Below are 17,115 nucleotides of genomic sequence, written 5' to 3' on the forward strand. Positions count from 1 at the left end.
GGGTGGTTCTCCGTAGTGCTGGTGGGTGACCCGTGGGGTGGTGTCAGAAAGCAGAGGTGACCGCGGGTGCGTCGAGCTGTGCCGCGTACGGCATGGAGGTCTGTGCGCCGAGGCCGGTAGTGGTGTACGAGGCCGCCCGCACGGCGCGCTCCACCGCGGCCGGCAGGTCCGTACCCCGTCCGAGGGCGTCCGCGAGGGCGCCGCAGAAGGTGTCGCCTGCACCCACGGTGTCGACGGCGTCCACCACGGGCGCGGGGATGTGCATGGTGTCCGTGCTGTGTGCCTCTTTCAGTACGGCTCCGTCCGCCCCGAGCGTCACCACGACCGCCCGGCACGGGAGCGCGGCGCGTACCAGCAGCTCCCGGGCCTCGTCGACGGTCGCGGGCGGTTCGGTCCCGAGCAGCGAGGCCAGCTCGCCGCGGTTGGGGACGAGGACGTCGACGGCGGCCAGGACCTCCGGGCCGGCCGGCCGGGCGGGCGCCGGGTTGAGGACGACGAAGCCGCCCTGGTCCCGGGCCCGCAGGACCGCGGCCGCGACCACCTCGGGCGCGATTTCGTTCTGGACGAGGACGATCTCTCCGGGCGACCGGACGAGCCGGGCCGGCAGGTCCTGGACACCGAGTTCGGCGTTGGCCCCCGGATTCACGACGATGGTGTTCTCGCCCGCGTCGTCGACGACGACCGCGGCGATCCCGGTCGTGGTCCGCTCGTCCGGCAGTACGGCTTCGACGTCCACGCCTTCGGCCGTGAGCGCGTCGAGGATGGCGGCCGCGTCCGCACCGACCCGGGCGACGAGACGCACCCGTGATCCGAGCCGGGCGGCCGCGACGGCCTGGTTGGCACCCTTGCCGCCGACACCCTCCACGAAGCGTCGCGCGAGCACGGTCTCACCGGGGTGCGGCAGGTCCTCGACGGTCAGGACGAAGTCGCGGTTCACCGAACCGACGACGGTGATGAGCGACATTTGGACTCCTTGGGAGAACGATTTCCGACATGCTGTACCAGGGTTCCCGCGCCGTCAAGTAGCCTCGTGCTTCCTGATCGCCCCGACGCCGTGGCGCATCCCCGCCCATCGACCGAGAAGGATCCCTACGTGACAGCGCCCCGACTCATCGACGTGGCCGAGGCCGCCGGGGTCTCCCGCGCCACGGCGTCACGTGTGCTCGCAGGCACGCCGCGGAACGTCGATCCCGAACTCGCGCGCCGCGTCGAACAGGCGGCCCACCGGCTCGGCTACCAGCCCAACCAGTCGGCACGGGCGCTTCGCACCGGCGCGACCGGCACCATCGGCGTCGTGGTCCCGACGCTGGCCAACCCGTACTTCGTCCAACTCGCCGACGCCATCGCCCAGCAGGTGCGCGCCGCGGGCGGCACGCTCGTGGTCACCGACGCGGCGAACGACACCGCCATCGAGGCCGAGCAGATCGACACCCTGCTCAGCGGCCGGGTGGACGGCCTGTTCGTCGTGCCCGTCTCGGCCGACGCGTCCGGACCCGCGATCCGCGATGCCGCCGCCCGCCGTCCCGTCGTCCTCTTCGACCGGTGGGCGAAGGAGTCCGGTACCGTCGCCGTCACGCTCGACAACAAGTCCGCGGTACGGCTTCTGGTCGGCCATCTGGAGAGCATCGGCAGGCGCCGGATCGCCCTCGTCGCCGACCAGGCGTCCTCCTCCGGTGCCGAACGGGTCGCGGCCTTCACCGAGGCGCAGGGCCCCGACGCCACCACCATCCTGCTGCCCGGCTTCAGCACCGACGGGGGACGGGTGGCGGCGCGCCGCATCATCGAACAGCGCGACCGGGTCGACGCCGTCGTCTGCGGCGCGGACGTCCTCGCCGTCGGACTCGTGAGCGCCCTGCACCGCTCCTCGGTCGCCGTGCCCCGCCAGATCGCCGTCACCGGCTTCGACGACACCGAGATGCTGAAGCTCCTCGACCCGCCCATCACCTCCATCCGCCATCCCCTGTCGGCCATGGCCGAACGCGGTCTGACGCTGCTTCAGTCCCCGGCGCGCGAAAGGGCGGAGCGGATAGAGCGGTTCGCTCCCCGGCTCGTCGTCCGCGCCTCGACCGACGAATCCTGACAAACGCCGATGGACGCTGACGGAAACTGGCGAACGCCGACGGATACTGACGGAAACTGACGAACGCCGACGGATACTGACGGACGGTCATGGCAAATTCTGACGAATGGTCAGCCGGTTGACGGCCCCCGCCTCCCGCAGCCCTTTCACCGCCCCCGGCGAAAGGGGCCGGGGCCTGTGGCGCGCGCTCGCCGAAGCGTTCGGCGGCGGTCTGCTGATACTCCTCGTCCTGCTGCCCGAACCACGCCTCGGCGGCTCGCTCCCGGCACCTGCCGTGCTCCTTCTCGGCACGGTCGCCCTCACCCTGCTGGCCGTCCGCCGCCGCTACCCGGTCACCAGCCTGCTGGGCACGGCAGTCGTCCTCGGGCTGCTGCCGCCCGCCGGGCTCCCCGCCGCCGTGACCGCGTACACCACCGCGCAGCACCAGGCGTCCCCGCGGCGCCGCACCACCGCCCTGACCGCTGCCGCCGCCCTGACGGTGCTGGCCGGCGCGGCCTCCGCCCCGTACACCGGGCTCGGCGGCCACCGGTTCGGGCTCGCCGTCGGTGCCGTACTCGCCGCCACCACCCTGATCGTGCCCGCCCTCGTCGGCACCGCGAACGGACAGCAGATCCGGCTGCTGGGGGCCCTGCGCGAACGGGCCGTCGCCGCGGAGGAGGTCCGCCGGCTCACGGACAGCGAATCCCGCATCCACGAACGCTCCCGGATCGCCGCCGAGATGCACGACCTCGTCGGCCACCGGCTCAGCCTGGTCTCCCTGCACGCGGGCGGCCTGGAGATGGCGCTCCAGAAGGAGTCCCCCGAACTGCGCGACGAAGCGGAACTGGTACGCCGCTCCGCCCGTGACGCGATGCGCGAACTCCGCGAAGTCCTCGGCGTCCTCGGGCCGTTGGGGCGGGACACCGGGCCCGGCACCCTGACCGAGGCGACGGGCACCCGCTCCGATATCGAGGCCCTGGCCGAGGAGTCCCGCCGGGGCGGTATCGCGCTCCGCCTCGCCTGGGACGGACCCGACCTCGACGGCCGTCCGGCCCGGGTCCGCCGCGCGGTGCACCGGGTGGTGCGCGAATCCCTGACCAATGTGCACCGGTACGCCCCCGAGGCACATGTCACCGTCGCGGTCACGCACACCGAGGACCTGGTGGAGATCGTCGTACGCAACGGGCGGCCGCCCGTGACCGCGGACGCGCCGACCGGTCTGGGCACGGGACGGGGTCTCGTCGGGCTGCGGGAGCGGGTGACGCTGCTCGGCGGCGCGCTGGAAGCGGGGCCGACGCCCGGAGGAGGCTTCGCGGTCACCGCCCGTATACCGGCCCGGCCGGACCCGGAAACCGTACGCGCCGACACCGCCCCGGACGCCCGGGGCAGCGGCCCGGACGCCTACGGCCCGGACATCGCACCCGGCACCGGCCGGGCCGCCGCCGGTGTCCACCGCAGGGCCGTGACCGCCCTCACCGCTGTCCTCGGCCTCGCGGGCGTCGGGGTGATGATGGTCCTCGGCCTGGTCCTCGTCAGCTCCGCGAGCACCGAAACCGACGGCTCCGGTCTCCCGGACCCGCCCCGGATCGGCATGTCCCGCCAGGAAGTGGAGGACCTGATGTACGGGGACTACGCGCTGGCCCGCGCGGCGGCCACGGGCCGGGAGCCGGCCCGTCCGGCACACGTGACGAGCTGTATCTATCCGGCGGAGCCGGACGACGTCTTCGTACCGGCAGCCGGGAACCCCGGCACCGGAGGGGCCGCGGCCGAGCGCGCCGTCGAGGGCCCGGGGCACTTCACGATCACCCGTTACTGTTTCCGCGACGACACATTGGCCGCGATCGACCGCTTCACCGTGCCGGTGATGCCGCAGACGCAGCCCAGGGAGTCCCCATGACCGAACCCGTCCCCGCCGGGTCCCTCCCCTCCGGGTCCCTTTCCGCCGGGCCCGGCGACCGCCCCGTCCGGGTACTGCTCGCCGACGACGAGGAGCTGATCAGATACGGCGTCCGGCTGATCCTGCGCCATGCCGACGGCATCGAGGTCGTGGGCGAGGCGGTGAACGGCGAGGACGCCGTCCGGGTCGCCGCCGAGACCCGCCCCGATGTGGCGCTGGTCGACATCCGGATGCCCGTGCTCGACGGGCTCGCCGCGATCGAAGGGCTCCTGGCGCTGCGCCCGCAGCCGCGGGTCGTCATGCTCACCACCTTCGGCGACGAGGAGAACGTCACCGTCGCACTGCGGGCCGGTGCCGCCGGATTCCTCCTCAAGGACGAGGGGCCGCAGGAGCTGATCCGCGCGGTGCGGGCCGCGTCCGCGGGCGACGCGGTCCTCTCGCCCGGTGTGACCGGCACCGTCATCGAGCGCATGCTCGACGGCGACGCCGGTTCGCCGGGGGCCGGGCGGACGCCGTCCCCCGACCCGGGCACCGGCGGGCGGCTGGCGTCGCTCACCGGACGGGAACGCGAAGTCCTGACACTGCTCGGGCAGGGCCTTGCGAATGCGGCGATCGGCCGGCAGCTGGGCATCGGTGTGGGCACGGTGAAGTCCCACGTCAGCGCGATCCTGGAGAAGACGGGCACGGACAGCCGGCTCCAGGCGGCGGTACTGGCCTACCGGACGGGGCTGGTGACCTGAGCGGCGGGCGCCGGCGCCGTCTCTGCCGGAAGACAGATCCCGCCGTCCGCCCCGAGGACGACGCCCGCCCCCGGACCTGTCTTCCGGCAGACGCCGCGTTCACACCCTGAGGCCGACGGTCCGCGGACCGGGCGCATCGAGGATGGAAGCCGTACCCCCGTCCTCCCCTCGCCGTTGGAGCCGCCATGCCGATCCGGACAGCCGCGTCCCCGCCCGCCCACCGTCCGGTGGCCTCCGCCGCCGGGGCCACCGGGCTCACCAAGGTGTACGGCGAGGGCGAGACCAGGGTCGTCGCCCTGGACTCGGTCTCGGTGGAGTTCGGGCGCGGCCGGTTCACCGCCATCATGGGCCCCTCGGGCTCCGGCAAATCGACCCTGATGCACTGCGTGGCCGGCCTGGACTCGGTCTCGGCGGGCTCCGCGCGCATCGGTGACACCGAACTGTCCACGCTGAACGATCGGCAGCTCACCCGGGTACGGCGGGACAGCGTCGGCTTCGTCTTCCAGGCGTTCAATCTGCTGCCCACACTGACGGCGCTGGAGAACATCACCCTGCCGATGGCCGTCGCGGGCCGCCGACCGGACCGGCAGTGGCTGGACCTGGTCGTGGCGAAGGTCGGCCTCTCCGGACGCCTCGGCCACCGCCCCGCCCAGCTCTCCGGCGGACAGCAGCAGCGCGTCGCCGTGGCCCGCGCCCTGGTCTCCCAGCCGGAGATCGTCTTCGCCGACGAGCCCACCGGCAATCTGGACTCCCGCGCCGGAGCGGAGGTCCTCGGCTTCCTTCGCGATTCGGTACGGGACCTGGGCCAGAGCGTCGTGATGGTCACCCACGATCCGGTGGCGGCCTCCTACGCGGACCGCGTGGTCTTCCTCGCCGACGGCCGGATCACGGACGAACTGCTCAACCCGACCGCCGAACGCGTCCTCGACCAGATGGTGCACTTCGGCGCCTGAGCCCGGTCCGGGCGATCTGGCCGTACCCGCGACGCCGGGTCCCCCTGGACCCGGCGGCCCGAGTGGTCCCCGCGCGCATCGCCGGAACCACCCGATTACTTCCCCGCACCCGCACCCCCACCCCACCCCACCGCACCCGCATCCCAGAAGTGGGCCCATCATGCTCCGTACCGTCCTGCGCAATGTCCTCGCGCACCGAGCCCGACTGGGCATGACCGCCCTCGCGGTGATGCTCGGCGTCGCCTTCGTCTCCGGCACGCTCGTCTTCGGTGACACCGTCGCCCAGGCACTGCGCGGGGCCGCCGCCAGGAACCTCGACGACGTCGCCGTATCCGTACAGGCCGAATCCGTGCCCGCCCCGGACGGTACGGCGGGCAACGGCCGTTCCACCGCGCTGACCGACGGCCTCGCCGCCCGGGTCCGCGCCGTCCCCGGTGTCCTCTCGGTACGTTCCGTCGTCAACGGCACCGCGACCCTGGCGGCCGAGGACGGCCGGCCGCTGAACGCCGACAACAGTTGGCAGAACCTGGCGACCAACTACATACCGGACACCCGGCCCGGCGGCCGGGACAGCCGCTTCCCCCTCGAAGCGGGCCGCGGACCGGCCGCACCCGGCGAGATCGCCCTCGACCGCCGTACCGCCGAGAAAGCCGGCTACGGCATCGGAGACACCGTGCGCTTCGCCGTCGACGGCCCCACCCTCACCGCGAAGCTGGTCGGCACGGTCCGCACCGACGACCCGCGCGTGACCGCCGGCGGCACCCTCGCACTCTTCGACACCCCGACCGCGCAAGAGCTCTTCCTGCACCGGGGCCGGTTCGACGAACTGGCCGTCGCCTCGGCACCCGGTACCGACAACGAGGAACTCACCAGGACCGTCGCCGAACTGCTGCCCGCCGACACCCTCACGGTGACCAGCGGCGCCCGGCTCGCGGACGAGCAGGCGAAGCAGATCGCGGAGAACACCAAGGGGCTCACCCGCATGCTCCTGGCCTTCGCCGGGATCGCCCTGTTCGTCGGCACCTTCCTCATCGCCAACACCTTCACCATGCTGATCGCCCAGCGCAGCCGGGAGACCGCGCTGCTGCGCGCCGTGGGAGCCTCACGCCACCAGGTGGTCCGCGCGGTCCTCGTCGAAGCCGCCCTTCTCGGACTCGTCTCGTCGGCCGCCGGATTCGCCCTCGGTCTGGGGATCGCCGGCGGACTGGGCCCCTTCCTCAATGCGAGCGGAGCGGGCCTTCCCGACGGCCCCCTGGTGATCTCCACGGGCGCCTGGGGCTGGTCCCTCGCGGTCGGTGTCGGCGCCACGGTCCTCTCCGCCTGGCTGCCCGCCCGCAAGGCGGCACGGGTCGCCCCGGTCGAAGCGCTGAGCACCGTCGACCAGGCGCCTCCGAAGCCCGGCATGCTGCTCCGCAACACCTTCGGGGGGCTGATCGGCGGTACGGGAGTCCTCACCATGCTGTACGTCTCCACCCAGACCGACGGTGTCGACAGCAACCTCCTGATCGCCGCGGTGGGCACGGTGCTCACGCTGACCGGTGTGATCGTGCTGGCACCACTGCTGTCCCGGCCGCTGGTCCTGCTCGTCGGTGTGTTCGCCGCCCGGCCGTTCGGCGCCGTCGGCATGCTCGCCAGGGAGAACGCGCTGCGCAATCCGCGCCGTACCGCGGCCACCGCCTCGGCGCTGATGATCGGACTCGCCCTGATCACCGCCCTGAACGTGGCCGGCGGCTCCACGGAGGCGGCCCTCAGGGACGCGGCCGTACGCGGACTGACCGCGGACTACAAGGTGTCGTACGCCGGATCCGGCGGCATCGACCCCGCACTCGCCGCACGGGTCGCGAAGGTGCCCGGCGTCGGCGGCACCGTGCCCGTCGCCTCCGCCGGTCTCGAAGTGCGCGGCGAGTGGAGCACCCTGACCGGCGCCGACCCGCAGCGGCTCGGCACGGTGTACGACCTGAGCTTCCGCAGCGGCTCCCTCGCGGACCTCGGCCCCGACAAGGTCGCGCTCTCCGACGAACTGGCCCGGCGGACCGGCCTGTCCACGGGCGCCGCTTTCACCGCCACCGTGGGCTACGGCACCGATCTGCAGAAGAAAACGCTGACCGTCGCCGGTGTCTACCGGCACACCCGGGCCGTCGGAGACGCCCTGGGCACCATGGGCGACGTCCTTCCGCATACCGGGGACGGGAAACTCGACGCCGTACTGGTCAAAACGGCACCCGGCCACGGCACGAGCGGTCTCGACCAGCACATTCGCAGCTCCCTCGGCAACAGCCCCCTCCTCCAGGTGCAGAACCGGAAGGAGCTGATCGCAGCGGAGGCCGGCATCGTCGACGAGATGCTCGGCATGATGTACGGGCTGCTCGGCATGACCGTCGTCATCGGAGCCCTCGGAGTCGTCAACACCCTCGCCATGTCGGTCTTCGAACGGACCAGGGAGATCGGGCTGCTGCGCGCGATCGGCCTCGACCGCCGGGGCGTGCGGCGGATGGTCAGCCTGGAGTCGGTGGTGATCTCGGTGTTCGGCGCGGTCCTGGGCATCGCCACCGGAACCTTCCTCGCCTGGACCTGCGGCAGCCTCACGGAAACCGCGCTCCCGACCTACGAGACGGTACTGCCGTGGGCCCACCTCGCCCTGTTCCTGCTGCTCGGCCCGGCGGTCGGCGTCCTGGCGTCGATCTGGCCGGCCCGCCGGGCGACCCGATTGAACATGCTGCGGTCGATCAACGGCCGCTAGCACGCCACGGCGGGACTCCTCACCGCCGCACCACCGCACCGCCGCTCCGACGTGCGCGTCCTGGGCGGCCGGAGCGGCAGCGGTTCTCAGAGGTACTTGTTGTAGAAGGGGATCAGGGCGTCGAGCGCGCGCCCGGTCGCCTCGGGCTTCCAGTAGAGGTCGTAGTGGGACTCGCCGGGGACGACGAGGATGTCCTTGTGCTGGGAGCGGGCGCGGTGGAAGAGGTCGAACCCGTCGCGGTAGGAGCCGAATTCGCCGGGGACACCGCCGACGACGATCTGGAGGGGCTGGGTGAGCAGCTGATCGGCCAGGTGGAAGGCGTCGTAGCCGAGCGCGGGCCCCATATGGGAGAACAGGGAGCGGGTGAGCCCGTTCGGCTGCCGGCCGCGGGAGGTGCGGTAGTACTTGGTGGCCTCGACCACGTCGAGGCCGGTGATGCCCAGCTCCGCGGCCTTCTCGGGCGAGGCGGGCAGGGCGTCGCCGACCACCGGGTCGGCTCCGCGCGCTTCGGCGGTCCGCTGCGCGGCGACGGCGTCGAGGGTGGCGATGGCGGCGTCGGGCGACAGATCGCCCTCGCGCATCATGCGGCCGAAGTTGACGGCCGCGACCGTGCCGACGGCCTTGAAGCGGCGGTCGGTCATCGCCGCCGTGACGGCGTAGCCGCCGCCCCCGCAGATGCCCAGCACACCGATACGGTGCTCGTCGACGTACCCAAGGGTCACCAGATAGTCCACCGCGCAGCGGAAGTCCTCCACCCGCAGCCCCGGGTCCTCGACAAAACGCGGCTCTCCGCCGCTGGCGCCCTGGAAGGAGGCGTCGAAGGCGAGGACGACGTACCCCTGGGCGGCGAGACCGGCGCCGTAGACCTGGCCCGAGGTCTGCTCCTTGCAGCTGCCGATCGGGTGCGCGCTGACGACGGCCGGGTACGTCAGGGACGGATCGAACCCGTCGGGCAGGTAGAGATCTGCGGCGATATCGAGATCTTTGTTCCTGAAGGTCACGGATTCCATGGCAAAGACGTCTTTCGGTCGGCTCCGGATGCGGGAGGCAGATTCCTGTGATCTGCCGGTGCCTGTGCCCGCGCGCTCGGCATGAAGGGGCGCTGCTGGGCCGCCGGATCCCCGGCTCGGCTCTCCCTCACTCTCCCACCGCCGTTCCGGCCCTGCCAGGGCGGAGCCGTTCCGGGGCATCCGGGTGAGGGGGAACAAACCTGCCCACCCGGATACGAGCCCCGCGCACCGCGGGTGCGCGACAATGGACACACCATGACCAGCAGGGACCGCGGCCGCAGCAACGACCTGGGTGCGTTTCTGCGGGCCCGGCGCGCAGAGGTCACGCCGGAACAGGTCGGACTGCCCGCCGTCGGGCACCCGCGCCGGGTGGCGGGCCTGCGCCGCGAAGAGGTCGCCCTGCTGGCCGCGATCAGCACCGAGTACTACACCCGACTGGAACAGGGCCGGCTGTCCGGCGCCTCCGCCGCCGTTCTGGCAGCCCTGGCCGCCGCCCTGCGCCTGGACGATGCACAGACCAGCTACCTCCACCGCCTCGCCGGCAGGACCGCCGCCCCGGCCCGGGACCGTTCCGTAGAACGCACTGCGCCCCGGGTCCCCGACCGGACCCGGCTCCTGCTGGACAACCTCCGTGACACCCCGGCCATGGTCCTGGACCCCACCATGTCCGTACTGGCCTGGAACACCCTCGCCGCCGCCCTCTACGGCGACTTCTCCGCCCTGGCACCGGCCGAGCGGAACCTGATGCGCCTGGCCTTCCTCGATCCCCTCATGCGCGACCTGTACACGGACTGGGAGGACAGCGCACGCGCCTGCGTCGCCTATGTCCGTATGGACGCGGCCACGGAGACTGCCGGTCCCGAACTCCAGGCCCTGGTCGGTGAACTCTCCGCCCGCGACGCCGACTTCCGCCGCTGGTGGGCCGCCCATGACGTCGCCCACAAGACCTTCGGCACCAAGCGCTACCACCACCCCGTCGCGGGCGACCTCACCCTGGACTGGCAGATCCTCGCCCTCCCCGACCCGCGGCAGTTCCTGATGGTCCTCACCGCCCCCACCGGCACGCCCTCCCACCGGGCGCTGCGTCTCCTTGCCTCCCGGGCGTCCGACCGGCCGGAACCCGACCCCGGACACCTCGCCTCCGGCCCGTCGGACACGCTGTAGACCGCCGCGCCCCGTTCCGGCCCGCTGAACAGCGGGCCGGAACGGGGCGCGGCGGCACCATGTATCCGGTGTCCGGATGTCAGATGTCGCGGAAGATTTCGATCTGCGCGCCCACCGAGTTCAGGCGCTCCGCCAGCTCCTCGTAGCCGCGGTTGATGACATACACATTGCGGAGTACGGACGTGCCCTCCGCCGCCATCATCGCCAGCAGCACCACCACCGCGGGGCGCAGTGCGGGCGGGCACATCATTTCCGCCGCGCGCCAGCGGGTGGGGCCCTCGACGAGGACGCGGTGGGGGTCGAGCAGTTGGAGACGGCCGCCGAGGCGGTTGAGGTCGGTGAGGTAGATGGCCCGGTTGTCGTAGACCCAGTCGTGGATCAGGGTCTGGCCCTGGGCGGAGGCCGCGATCGCCGCGAAGAACGGGACGTTGTCGATGTTCAGGCCGGGGAACGGCATGGGGTGGATCTTGTCGATCGGCGCCTCCAGTTTGGAGGGGCGGACCGTCAGGTCGACCAGGCGGGTGCGGCCGTTGTCCGCCGTGTACTCGGAGGAGCGGTCGTGGTCGAGACCCATCTCCTCCAGGACCGCCAGCTCGATTTCGAGGAACTCGATGGGCACCCGGCGGATGGTCAGCTCGGACTCGGTGACCACCGCGGCGGCCAGCAGGCTCATCGCCTCGACCGGGTCCTCGGACGGGGAGTAGTCGACGTCCACGTCGATCGTCGGCACACCGTGGACGGTGAGGGTGGTGGTGCCGATGCCCTCGACCTTGACGCCCAGCGCCTCCAGGAAGAAGCAGAGGTCCTGGACCATGTAGTTGGAGGAGGCGTTGCGGATGACGGTGACGCCGTCGTGGCGGGCGGCGGCCAGCAGCGCGTTCTCGGTCACCGTGTCGCCGCGTTCGGTCAGGACGATGGGCCGTCCGGAGGACGTCGGGCGCTCGACGCGTGCGTGGTAGAGGCCCTCGGTCGCGGTGATGTCGAGGCCGAAGCGGCGCAGCGCGATCATATGGGGTTCGATCGTCCGGGTGCCGAGGTCGCAGCCGCCCGCGTACGGCAGCCGGAAGCTGTCCACGCGGTGCAGCAGCGGGCCGAGGAACATGATGATCGAACGGGTGCGGCGGGCGGCCTCGGCGTCGATGGCGTCCAGGTCCAGCTCGGCGGGGGGCACGATCTCCAGGTCCATGCCCTCGTTGATCCACCGGGTACGGACGCCGATGGAGTTGAGGACCTCCAGCAGCCGGTAGACCTCTTCGATCCGGGCCACCCGGCGCAGCACCGTACGGCCCTTGTTGAGCAGGGAGCCGCAGAGCAGGGCGACACAGGCGTTCTTACTCGTCTTGACGTCGATGGCGCCGGAGAGCCGGCGGCCGCCGACGACCCGCAGATGCATGGGTCCGGCATAGCCGAGGGAGACGATTTCGCTGTCGAGGGCTTCCCCGATCCGGGCGATCATCTCAAGGCTGATGTTCTGGTTGCCGCGCTCGATGCGGTTGACCGCGCTCTGGCTGGTGCCGAGCGCCTCGGCGAGCTGGCTCTGTGTCCAGCCGCGATGCTGTCGGGCGTCACGGATGAGCCTGCCGATGCGTACGAGGTAGTCGTCTGCCATGCGGTTGAGGTTATCTCAGATATGAGATGAGGCGCGCGCTGGGGGTGTCAACCGGGTGAGTCGGCGCGCCGGAACCGCCGCGGTTATGACGGTCCGTCGGCTCGGCGCCCCGGGCAAGTGGAGGGGGCCCATCCGGGTGTTGTGCCGGGTCTTCTGCCCTTTGGTCGTGGGTCCATGCCGGGTTTTCTGTGGCGTGCGTCGCAGGAGTTGGGGGGCTAATGGGGTTGTTTGTCCGAGTTGGGCAGTTCGGTGGGTGCGGTGCTCGGCGGGGTGCCGTCCGTCCGGTCCGTCCATATATATGTCCGGGTCCGTGCCGGGTCGCACCCCGAATGCGCCGTGCGAGTGGACCGCGGGAGCGCCCCCCCGTGGCGCTTCGTCGCGCTATCCCCTCGCCGCGCCGATGACTTCGTCGAGAACGTCCCGGGACCGCATCAGCTCCCCGATCAGCCCGTCGATCCGCTGCCGCTCCTCGGTCAGCCAGACCACCAACTGGGGCGTCGCCGTCTCCGCCGGGCCGCCGTCGCTGTCCCGCATGCACGGCAGCACCCGGCCGATCATCTCGGTGTTCAGCCCGGCCGCGAGCAGCTCCTGGATATGGACGACCCGGTCGACAGCCGCCTCGGAGTAGTCCCGGTGGCCGCCGGGGGTACGGTCGGAGGCCAGCAGTCCCCGCTTCTCGTAGTAGCGCAGCGACCGTTCGCTCACGCCCGTCCGCCGGGCCAGTTCACCGATCCGCATCCCGCACCCCCCGTCTCCGGCGCCCGGACGCCGTACCGTACCGGCGACTTGAACCTGACACCCGTGTCAGATTTTACGGTACGGGCATGACGAACTCGCCCCTGTTCACGCCCTTCGCGCTCGGCTCCCTCCACCTCCCCAACCGCATCGTCATGGCCCCCATGACCCGCTTCCGGGCGGCCGAGGACGGCACCCCGCTGCCCGTCGTCGCCGACTACTACGCCCAGCGCGCGAGCGCCGGACTGCTGATCACCGAGGGCATCTGGCCGAGCCGGGCCGGGCAGGCGGGCTGGCGGATGCCCGGCCTGGAGACCGTGGAACACATCCGCGGCTGGCGCGCGGTCACCGAAGCCGTGCATGCGGCGGGCGGCCGGATCTACGCCCAGCTGATGCACGGCGGGCGGCACGGACACCCGCTGTCCCGGCTGACCGGCGATATCCCCGCGGGCCCCTCCGCCGTGCCGTTGCCGGACCCGGTCCATGTCCGCGACGGCGGCAAGGCGGATCCGCCGCTGCCCCGGGAGATGACCGCGGACGAGATCCGGCAGGCGGTACAGGACCATGTCGCCGCCGCCGGCAACGCGATCGAAGCCGGTTTCGACGGCGTCGAACTCCACGGCGCCAACAGCTACCTCATCCACCAGTTCCTGGGCGACAACACGAATCTCCGGGACGACGCCTATGGGCGCGGCAGCGTCGCCGACCGGATCCGCTTCCCCCTGGAGGTCGTGTCCGCCGTCGCCGGCGCGATCGGCGCCGGGCGCACCGCACTGCGGCTCTCGCCCGGAAACCCGCAGGAGGGCATGGTCGAGAACGACCCGGGCCCGGTCTACCGCCCCCTCGTCACCGAGGTGAACCGGCTCGGCCTCGCCTATCTGCATCTGATCGACGACGACCGCTACCCCGCCCTCGCGGAGCTGCTGCCGCTCTGGGACGGGCCCGTGATCGCGAACATCGGCGAGAACCGCGAGCCCACCAGCAAAGAGGGCGGCGAGGCGGTCCTCTCCGATGGCGTGGCCGATCTGGTCTCGTACGGCCGCTCCTTCATCGCCAACCCCGACCTGCCGGAACGCTTCGCCACCGGTGCGCCCCTCGCCCGTGTCGACTGGCCCCACCTCTACACCCACGGCGCCCGCGGCTACTCCGACTACCCCCGCCACGCCCCCGCCCCGACCCGGGTGGAGGTCTGAGCCCGGCCCGCGCGCCGCGCCGGTACGGACCAGGCGGCCGGGCCCGTACCGGCCCATGAGTGACGGCGGACACCCCCGCCCCCGGGTGCCCGCGCATGACCGTGCCGCGGTGATGTACTAGAGTTATCTCGACATCGAGATAACTGCCCGGGCGTACCGCAGCCGCCATCCCGGTAAGGCTTACCTAACTTAGCCCTACCTTAGCGGATCGGCGAGGGCCGTGGCGGCAGCATGGACGTAGTACGCGCACTTTGATGAAGGAGACTGTCGTGTCGGCGAACAGCTTCGACGCCCGCAGCACGCTGCGCGTGGGTGACGAGTCGTACGAAATCTTCCGGCTGGACAAGGTCGAGGGCTCCGCGCGGCTGCCCTACAGCCTGAAGGTGCTGCTGGAGAACCTGCTCCGCACCGAGGACGGCGCGAACATCACCGCCGACCACATCCGGGCGCTCGGCGGCTGGGACTCCCAGTCCCAGCCCAGCCAGGAGATCCAGTTCACGCCGGCCCGCGTCATCATGCAGGACTTCACCGGTGTGCCCTGCGTCGTCGACCTCGCCACCATGCGCGAGGCCGTCAAGGAGCTGGGCGGCGACCCGGCGAAGATCAACCCGCTGGCGCCGGCCGAGCTGGTCATCGACCACTCCGTCATCGCCGACAAGTTCGGCACCAACGACGCCTTCGCCCAGAACGTGGAGCTGGAGTACGGCCGCAACAAGGAGCGCTACCAGTTCCTGCGCTGGGGCCAGACCGCCTTCGACGAGTTCAAGGTCGTCCCGCCGGGCACCGGCATCGTCCACCAGGTGAACATCGAGCACCTGGCCCGTACCGTCATGGTCCGCGGCGGCCAGGCGTACCCGGACACCCTCGTCGGCACCGACTCGCACACCACCATGGTCAACGGCCTCGGTGTGCTCGGCTGGGGCGTCGGCGGCATCGAGGCCGAGGCCGCGATGCTGGGCCAGCCGGTCTCCATGCTCATCCCGCGCGTCGTCGGCTTCAAGCTGACCGGTGAGCTGACCCCCGGCACCACCGCCACCGACCTGGTGCTGACCATCACCGAGATGCTCCGCAAGCACGGTGTCGTCGGCAAGTTCGTCGAGTTCTACGGCGAGGGCGTGGCCGCCACCTCCCTCGCCAACCGCGCCACCATCGGCAATATGTCCCCCGAGTTCGGCTCCACCGCTGCGATCTTCCCGATCGACGACGAGACGCTGAACTACCTGCGGCTCACCGGCCGCTCCCAGCAGCAGGTCGCGCTGGTCGAGGCGTACGCCAAGGAGCAGGGCCTCTGGCTGGACCCGGCCGCCGAGCCGGACTTCTCCGAGAAGCTGGAGCTGGACCTCTCCACGGTCGTCCCCTCCATCGCCGGCCCGAAGCGCCCGCAGGACCGCATCGTCCTCGCGAACGCCGCCGCGCAGTTCGCCCAGGACGTCCGCAACTACGTCGACGACGACGAGGAGGCGGGCAAGGAGTCCTTCCCGGCCTCCGACGCCCCGGCCTCGGCCAACGGTGTCCCGTCCCGCCCGACGCAGGTCACGGCCCCCGACGGCACGACGTACGAGATCGACCACGGCGCCGTCACCGTCGCCGCGATCACCTCCTGCACCAACACCTCGAACCCGTACGTCATGGTTGCCGCCGCCTTGGTGGCCAAGAAGGCGGTCGAGAAGGGCCTCACCCGCAAGCCGTGGGTGAAGACCACCCTCGCCCCGGGCTCCAAGGTCGTCACCGACTACTTCGACAAGGCGGGCCTCACCCCCTACCTCGACAAGGTCGGCTTCAACCTCGTCGGCTACGGCTGCACCACCTGCATCGGCAACTCCGGCCCGCTGCCGGAGGAGGTCTCCAAGGCCGTCAACGAGCACGATCTGGCCGTCACCTCGGTGCTCTCCGGCAACCGCAACTTCGAGGGCCGGATCAACCCCGACGTCAAGATGAACTACCTGGCGTCCCCGCCGCTGGTCGTCGCCTACGCCATCGCCGGTTCGATGAAGGTCGACATCACCCGTGACGCCCTGGGCATCGACCAGGACGGCAAGCCGGTCCACCTCCAGGACATCTGGCCGTCGGAGGCCGAGGTCAACGACGTCGTCGCCAACGCCATCGGCGAGGACATGTTCAACAAGTCCTACCAGGACGTCTTCGCCGGAGACGCCCAGTGGCAGGCGCTGTCCATCCCGACGGGCAACACCTTCGAGTGGGACGCCGAGTCCACCTACGTCCGCAAGCCCCCGTACTTCGAGGGCATGCAGATGGAGCCCTCGCCGGTCACCGACATCGCCGGTGCCCGGGTGCTCGCCAAGCTCGGCGACTCGGTCACCACCGACCACATCTCCCCGGCCGGTGCCATCAAGGCCGACACCCCGGCGGGCAAGTACCTCACGGAGCACGGCGTCGAGCGCCGCGACTTCAACTCCTACGGCTCGCGCCGTGGCAACCACGAGGTCATGATCCGCGGCACCTTCGCCAACATCCGCCTGCGCAACCAGATCGCGCCGGGCACCGAAGGCGGCTTCACCCGCGACTTCACCCAGGACGGCGGCCCGGTGTCGTTCATCTACGACGCCTCCCGCAACTACATCGAGCAGGGCACCCCGCTGGTGATCCTCGCGGGCAAGGAGTACGGCTCCGGCTCCTCCCGCGACTGGGCCGCCAAGGGCACCGCGCTGCTCGGCGTCAAGGCCGTCGTCGCCGAGTCGTACGAGCGCATCCACCGCTCCAACCTGATCGGCATGGGCGTCCTCCCGCTGCAGTTCCCGGAGGGTGCCAGCGCCGAGGCGCTCGGCCTGACCGGCGAGGAGACCTTCTCCGTCTCCGGTGTGACCGAGCTCAACGAGGGCACCACCCCGCGCACGGTGAAGGTCACCACCGACACCGGTGTGGAGTTCGACGCGGTCGTCCGCATCGACACCCCCGGCGAGGCCGACTACTACCGCAACGGCGGCATCATGCAGTACGTCCTGCGGAACCTGATCCGCGGCTGACGCGCCACCGGCACGACGAGGGCCGCACTCC

12 protein-coding genes are annotated in these 17,115 nt (G+C 71.4%); 8 read left to right on the forward strand and 4 right to left on the reverse strand.

The annotated features are described in order from the left end of the window. Window positions 1-43: 43 nt before the first annotated feature. A complete protein-coding gene (locus B7R87_RS27045; protein WP_006345854.1) occupies window positions 44-964 on the reverse strand; it encodes a ribokinase in 921 nt (306 codons plus the stop codon). A 129-nt stretch (window positions 965-1,093) separates the two neighbouring features. Between B7R87_RS27045 and B7R87_RS27050 the strand changes: the two genes are divergently transcribed. The 5 genes from B7R87_RS27050 to B7R87_RS27070 all read left to right on the forward strand — a co-directional run bounded on the left by B7R87_RS27050 (window position 1,094) and on the right by B7R87_RS27070 (window position 8,389). Then, window positions 1,094-2,080 carry a LacI family DNA-binding transcriptional regulator gene (locus tag B7R87_RS27050; protein ID WP_006345853.1) on the forward strand — a complete coding sequence of 329 codons (987 nt, stop codon included), beginning with the start codon at window positions 1,094-1,096 and terminating at the stop codon, window positions 2,078-2,080. 106 nt (window positions 2,081-2,186) lie between these two features. After that, complete coding sequence (locus B7R87_RS27055; RefSeq protein WP_006345852.1) at window positions 2,187-3,956, forward strand: sensor histidine kinase; 1,770 nt, start codon at window positions 2,187-2,189, stop codon at window positions 3,954-3,956. Beyond that, window positions 3,953-4,696 (forward strand): response regulator, encoded by a 744-nt coding sequence (locus tag B7R87_RS27060; protein ID WP_006345851.1) that lies wholly within the window; start codon window positions 3,953-3,955, stop codon window positions 4,694-4,696. The genes B7R87_RS27055 and B7R87_RS27060 overlap by 4 nt, the downstream gene beginning before the upstream one ends. Window positions 4,697-4,881: 185 nt before the next feature. After that, window positions 4,882-5,649 carry an ABC transporter ATP-binding protein gene (locus B7R87_RS27065; protein WP_006345850.1) on the forward strand — a complete coding sequence of 256 codons (768 nt, stop codon included), beginning with the start codon at window positions 4,882-4,884 and terminating at the stop codon, window positions 5,647-5,649. A gap of 160 nt (window positions 5,650-5,809) precedes the next feature. Beyond that, window positions 5,810-8,389, forward strand: coding sequence for an ABC transporter permease (locus B7R87_RS27070; RefSeq protein WP_006345849.1), 2,580 nt, complete (start codon window positions 5,810-5,812; stop codon window positions 8,387-8,389). 86 nt (window positions 8,390-8,475) lie between these two features. Here the strand turns inward: B7R87_RS27070 and B7R87_RS27075 are convergent, their stop codons facing one another. After that, window positions 8,476-9,399, reverse strand: a complete 924-nt coding sequence (locus B7R87_RS27075) for an alpha/beta hydrolase (RefSeq protein ID WP_006345848.1) — start codon at window positions 9,397-9,399, stop codon at window positions 8,476-8,478. A gap of 255 nt (window positions 9,400-9,654) precedes the next feature. Between B7R87_RS27075 and B7R87_RS27080 the strand changes: the two genes are divergently transcribed. Further along, entirely contained in the window at window positions 9,655-10,563 is a 909-nt protein-coding gene (locus B7R87_RS27080; protein WP_006345847.1) for an MmyB family transcriptional regulator, read from the forward strand. A 79-nt stretch (window positions 10,564-10,642) separates the two neighbouring features. Here the strand turns inward: B7R87_RS27080 and B7R87_RS27085 are convergent, their stop codons facing one another. After that, window positions 10,643-12,172 carry a helix-turn-helix domain-containing protein gene (locus tag B7R87_RS27085; protein ID WP_006345846.1) on the reverse strand — a complete coding sequence of 510 codons (1,530 nt, stop codon included), beginning with the start codon at window positions 12,170-12,172 and terminating at the stop codon, window positions 10,643-10,645. 381 nt (window positions 12,173-12,553) lie between these two features. Beyond that, window positions 12,554-12,910: a MerR family transcriptional regulator gene (locus B7R87_RS27090; protein ID WP_006345845.1), complete on the reverse strand. Its 357-nt coding sequence runs from the start codon at window positions 12,908-12,910 to the stop codon at window positions 12,554-12,556. A gap of 86 nt (window positions 12,911-12,996) precedes the next feature. Here B7R87_RS27090 and B7R87_RS27095 point away from each other — a divergent pair, with 86 nt between their 5' ends. Together B7R87_RS27095 and acnA are read left to right on the forward strand one after the other, a co-directional pair. Continuing rightward, window positions 12,997-14,100, forward strand: a complete 1,104-nt coding sequence (locus B7R87_RS27095; protein ID WP_006345844.1) for an alkene reductase — start codon at window positions 12,997-12,999, stop codon at window positions 14,098-14,100. 269 nt (window positions 14,101-14,369) lie between these two features. Next, the gene (gene acnA, locus B7R87_RS27100) at window positions 14,370-17,084 is read left to right on the forward strand and encodes an aconitate hydratase AcnA (protein ID WP_006345843.1); all 2,715 of its coding nucleotides are present in this window, start codon (window positions 14,370-14,372) and stop codon (window positions 17,082-17,084) included. Window positions 17,085-17,115: the final 31 nt, after the last annotated feature.

The organism is Streptomyces tsukubensis (genome assembly GCF_003932715.1).
Taxonomy (GTDB): Bacteria; Actinomycetota; Actinomycetes; order Streptomycetales; family Streptomycetaceae; genus Streptomyces; species Streptomyces tsukubensis.

Bases quoted from the DNA above. Each gene is read 5' to 3' on its own strand.
- B7R87_RS27045 (WP_006345854.1), bottom strand. From the start codon at position 964: ATGTCGCTCATCACCGTCGTCGGTTCGGTGAACCGCGACTTCGTCCTG.
- B7R87_RS27055 (WP_006345852.1), top strand. From the start codon at position 2,187: ATGGTCAGCCGGTTGACGGCCCCCGCCTCCCGCAGCCCTTTCACCGCC.
- B7R87_RS27060 (WP_006345851.1), top strand. From the start codon at position 3,953: ATGACCGAACCCGTCCCCGCCGGGTCCCTCCCCTCCGGGTCCCTTTCC.
- B7R87_RS27065 (WP_006345850.1), top strand. From the start codon at position 4,882: ATGCCGATCCGGACAGCCGCGTCCCCGCCCGCCCACCGTCCGGTGGCC.
- B7R87_RS27070 (WP_006345849.1), top strand. From the start codon at position 5,810: ATGCTCCGTACCGTCCTGCGCAATGTCCTCGCGCACCGAGCCCGACTG.
- B7R87_RS27075 (WP_006345848.1), bottom strand. From the start codon at position 9,399: ATGGAATCCGTGACCTTCAGGAACAAAGATCTCGATATCGCCGCAGAT.
- B7R87_RS27080 (WP_006345847.1), top strand. From the start codon at position 9,655: ATGACCAGCAGGGACCGCGGCCGCAGCAACGACCTGGGTGCGTTTCTG.
- B7R87_RS27085 (WP_006345846.1), bottom strand. From the start codon at position 12,172: ATGGCAGACGACTACCTCGTACGCATCGGCAGGCTCATCCGTGACGCC.
- B7R87_RS27090 (WP_006345845.1), bottom strand. From the start codon at position 12,910: ATGCGGATCGGTGAACTGGCCCGGCGGACGGGCGTGAGCGAACGGTCG.
- B7R87_RS27095 (WP_006345844.1), top strand. From the start codon at position 12,997: ATGACGAACTCGCCCCTGTTCACGCCCTTCGCGCTCGGCTCCCTCCAC.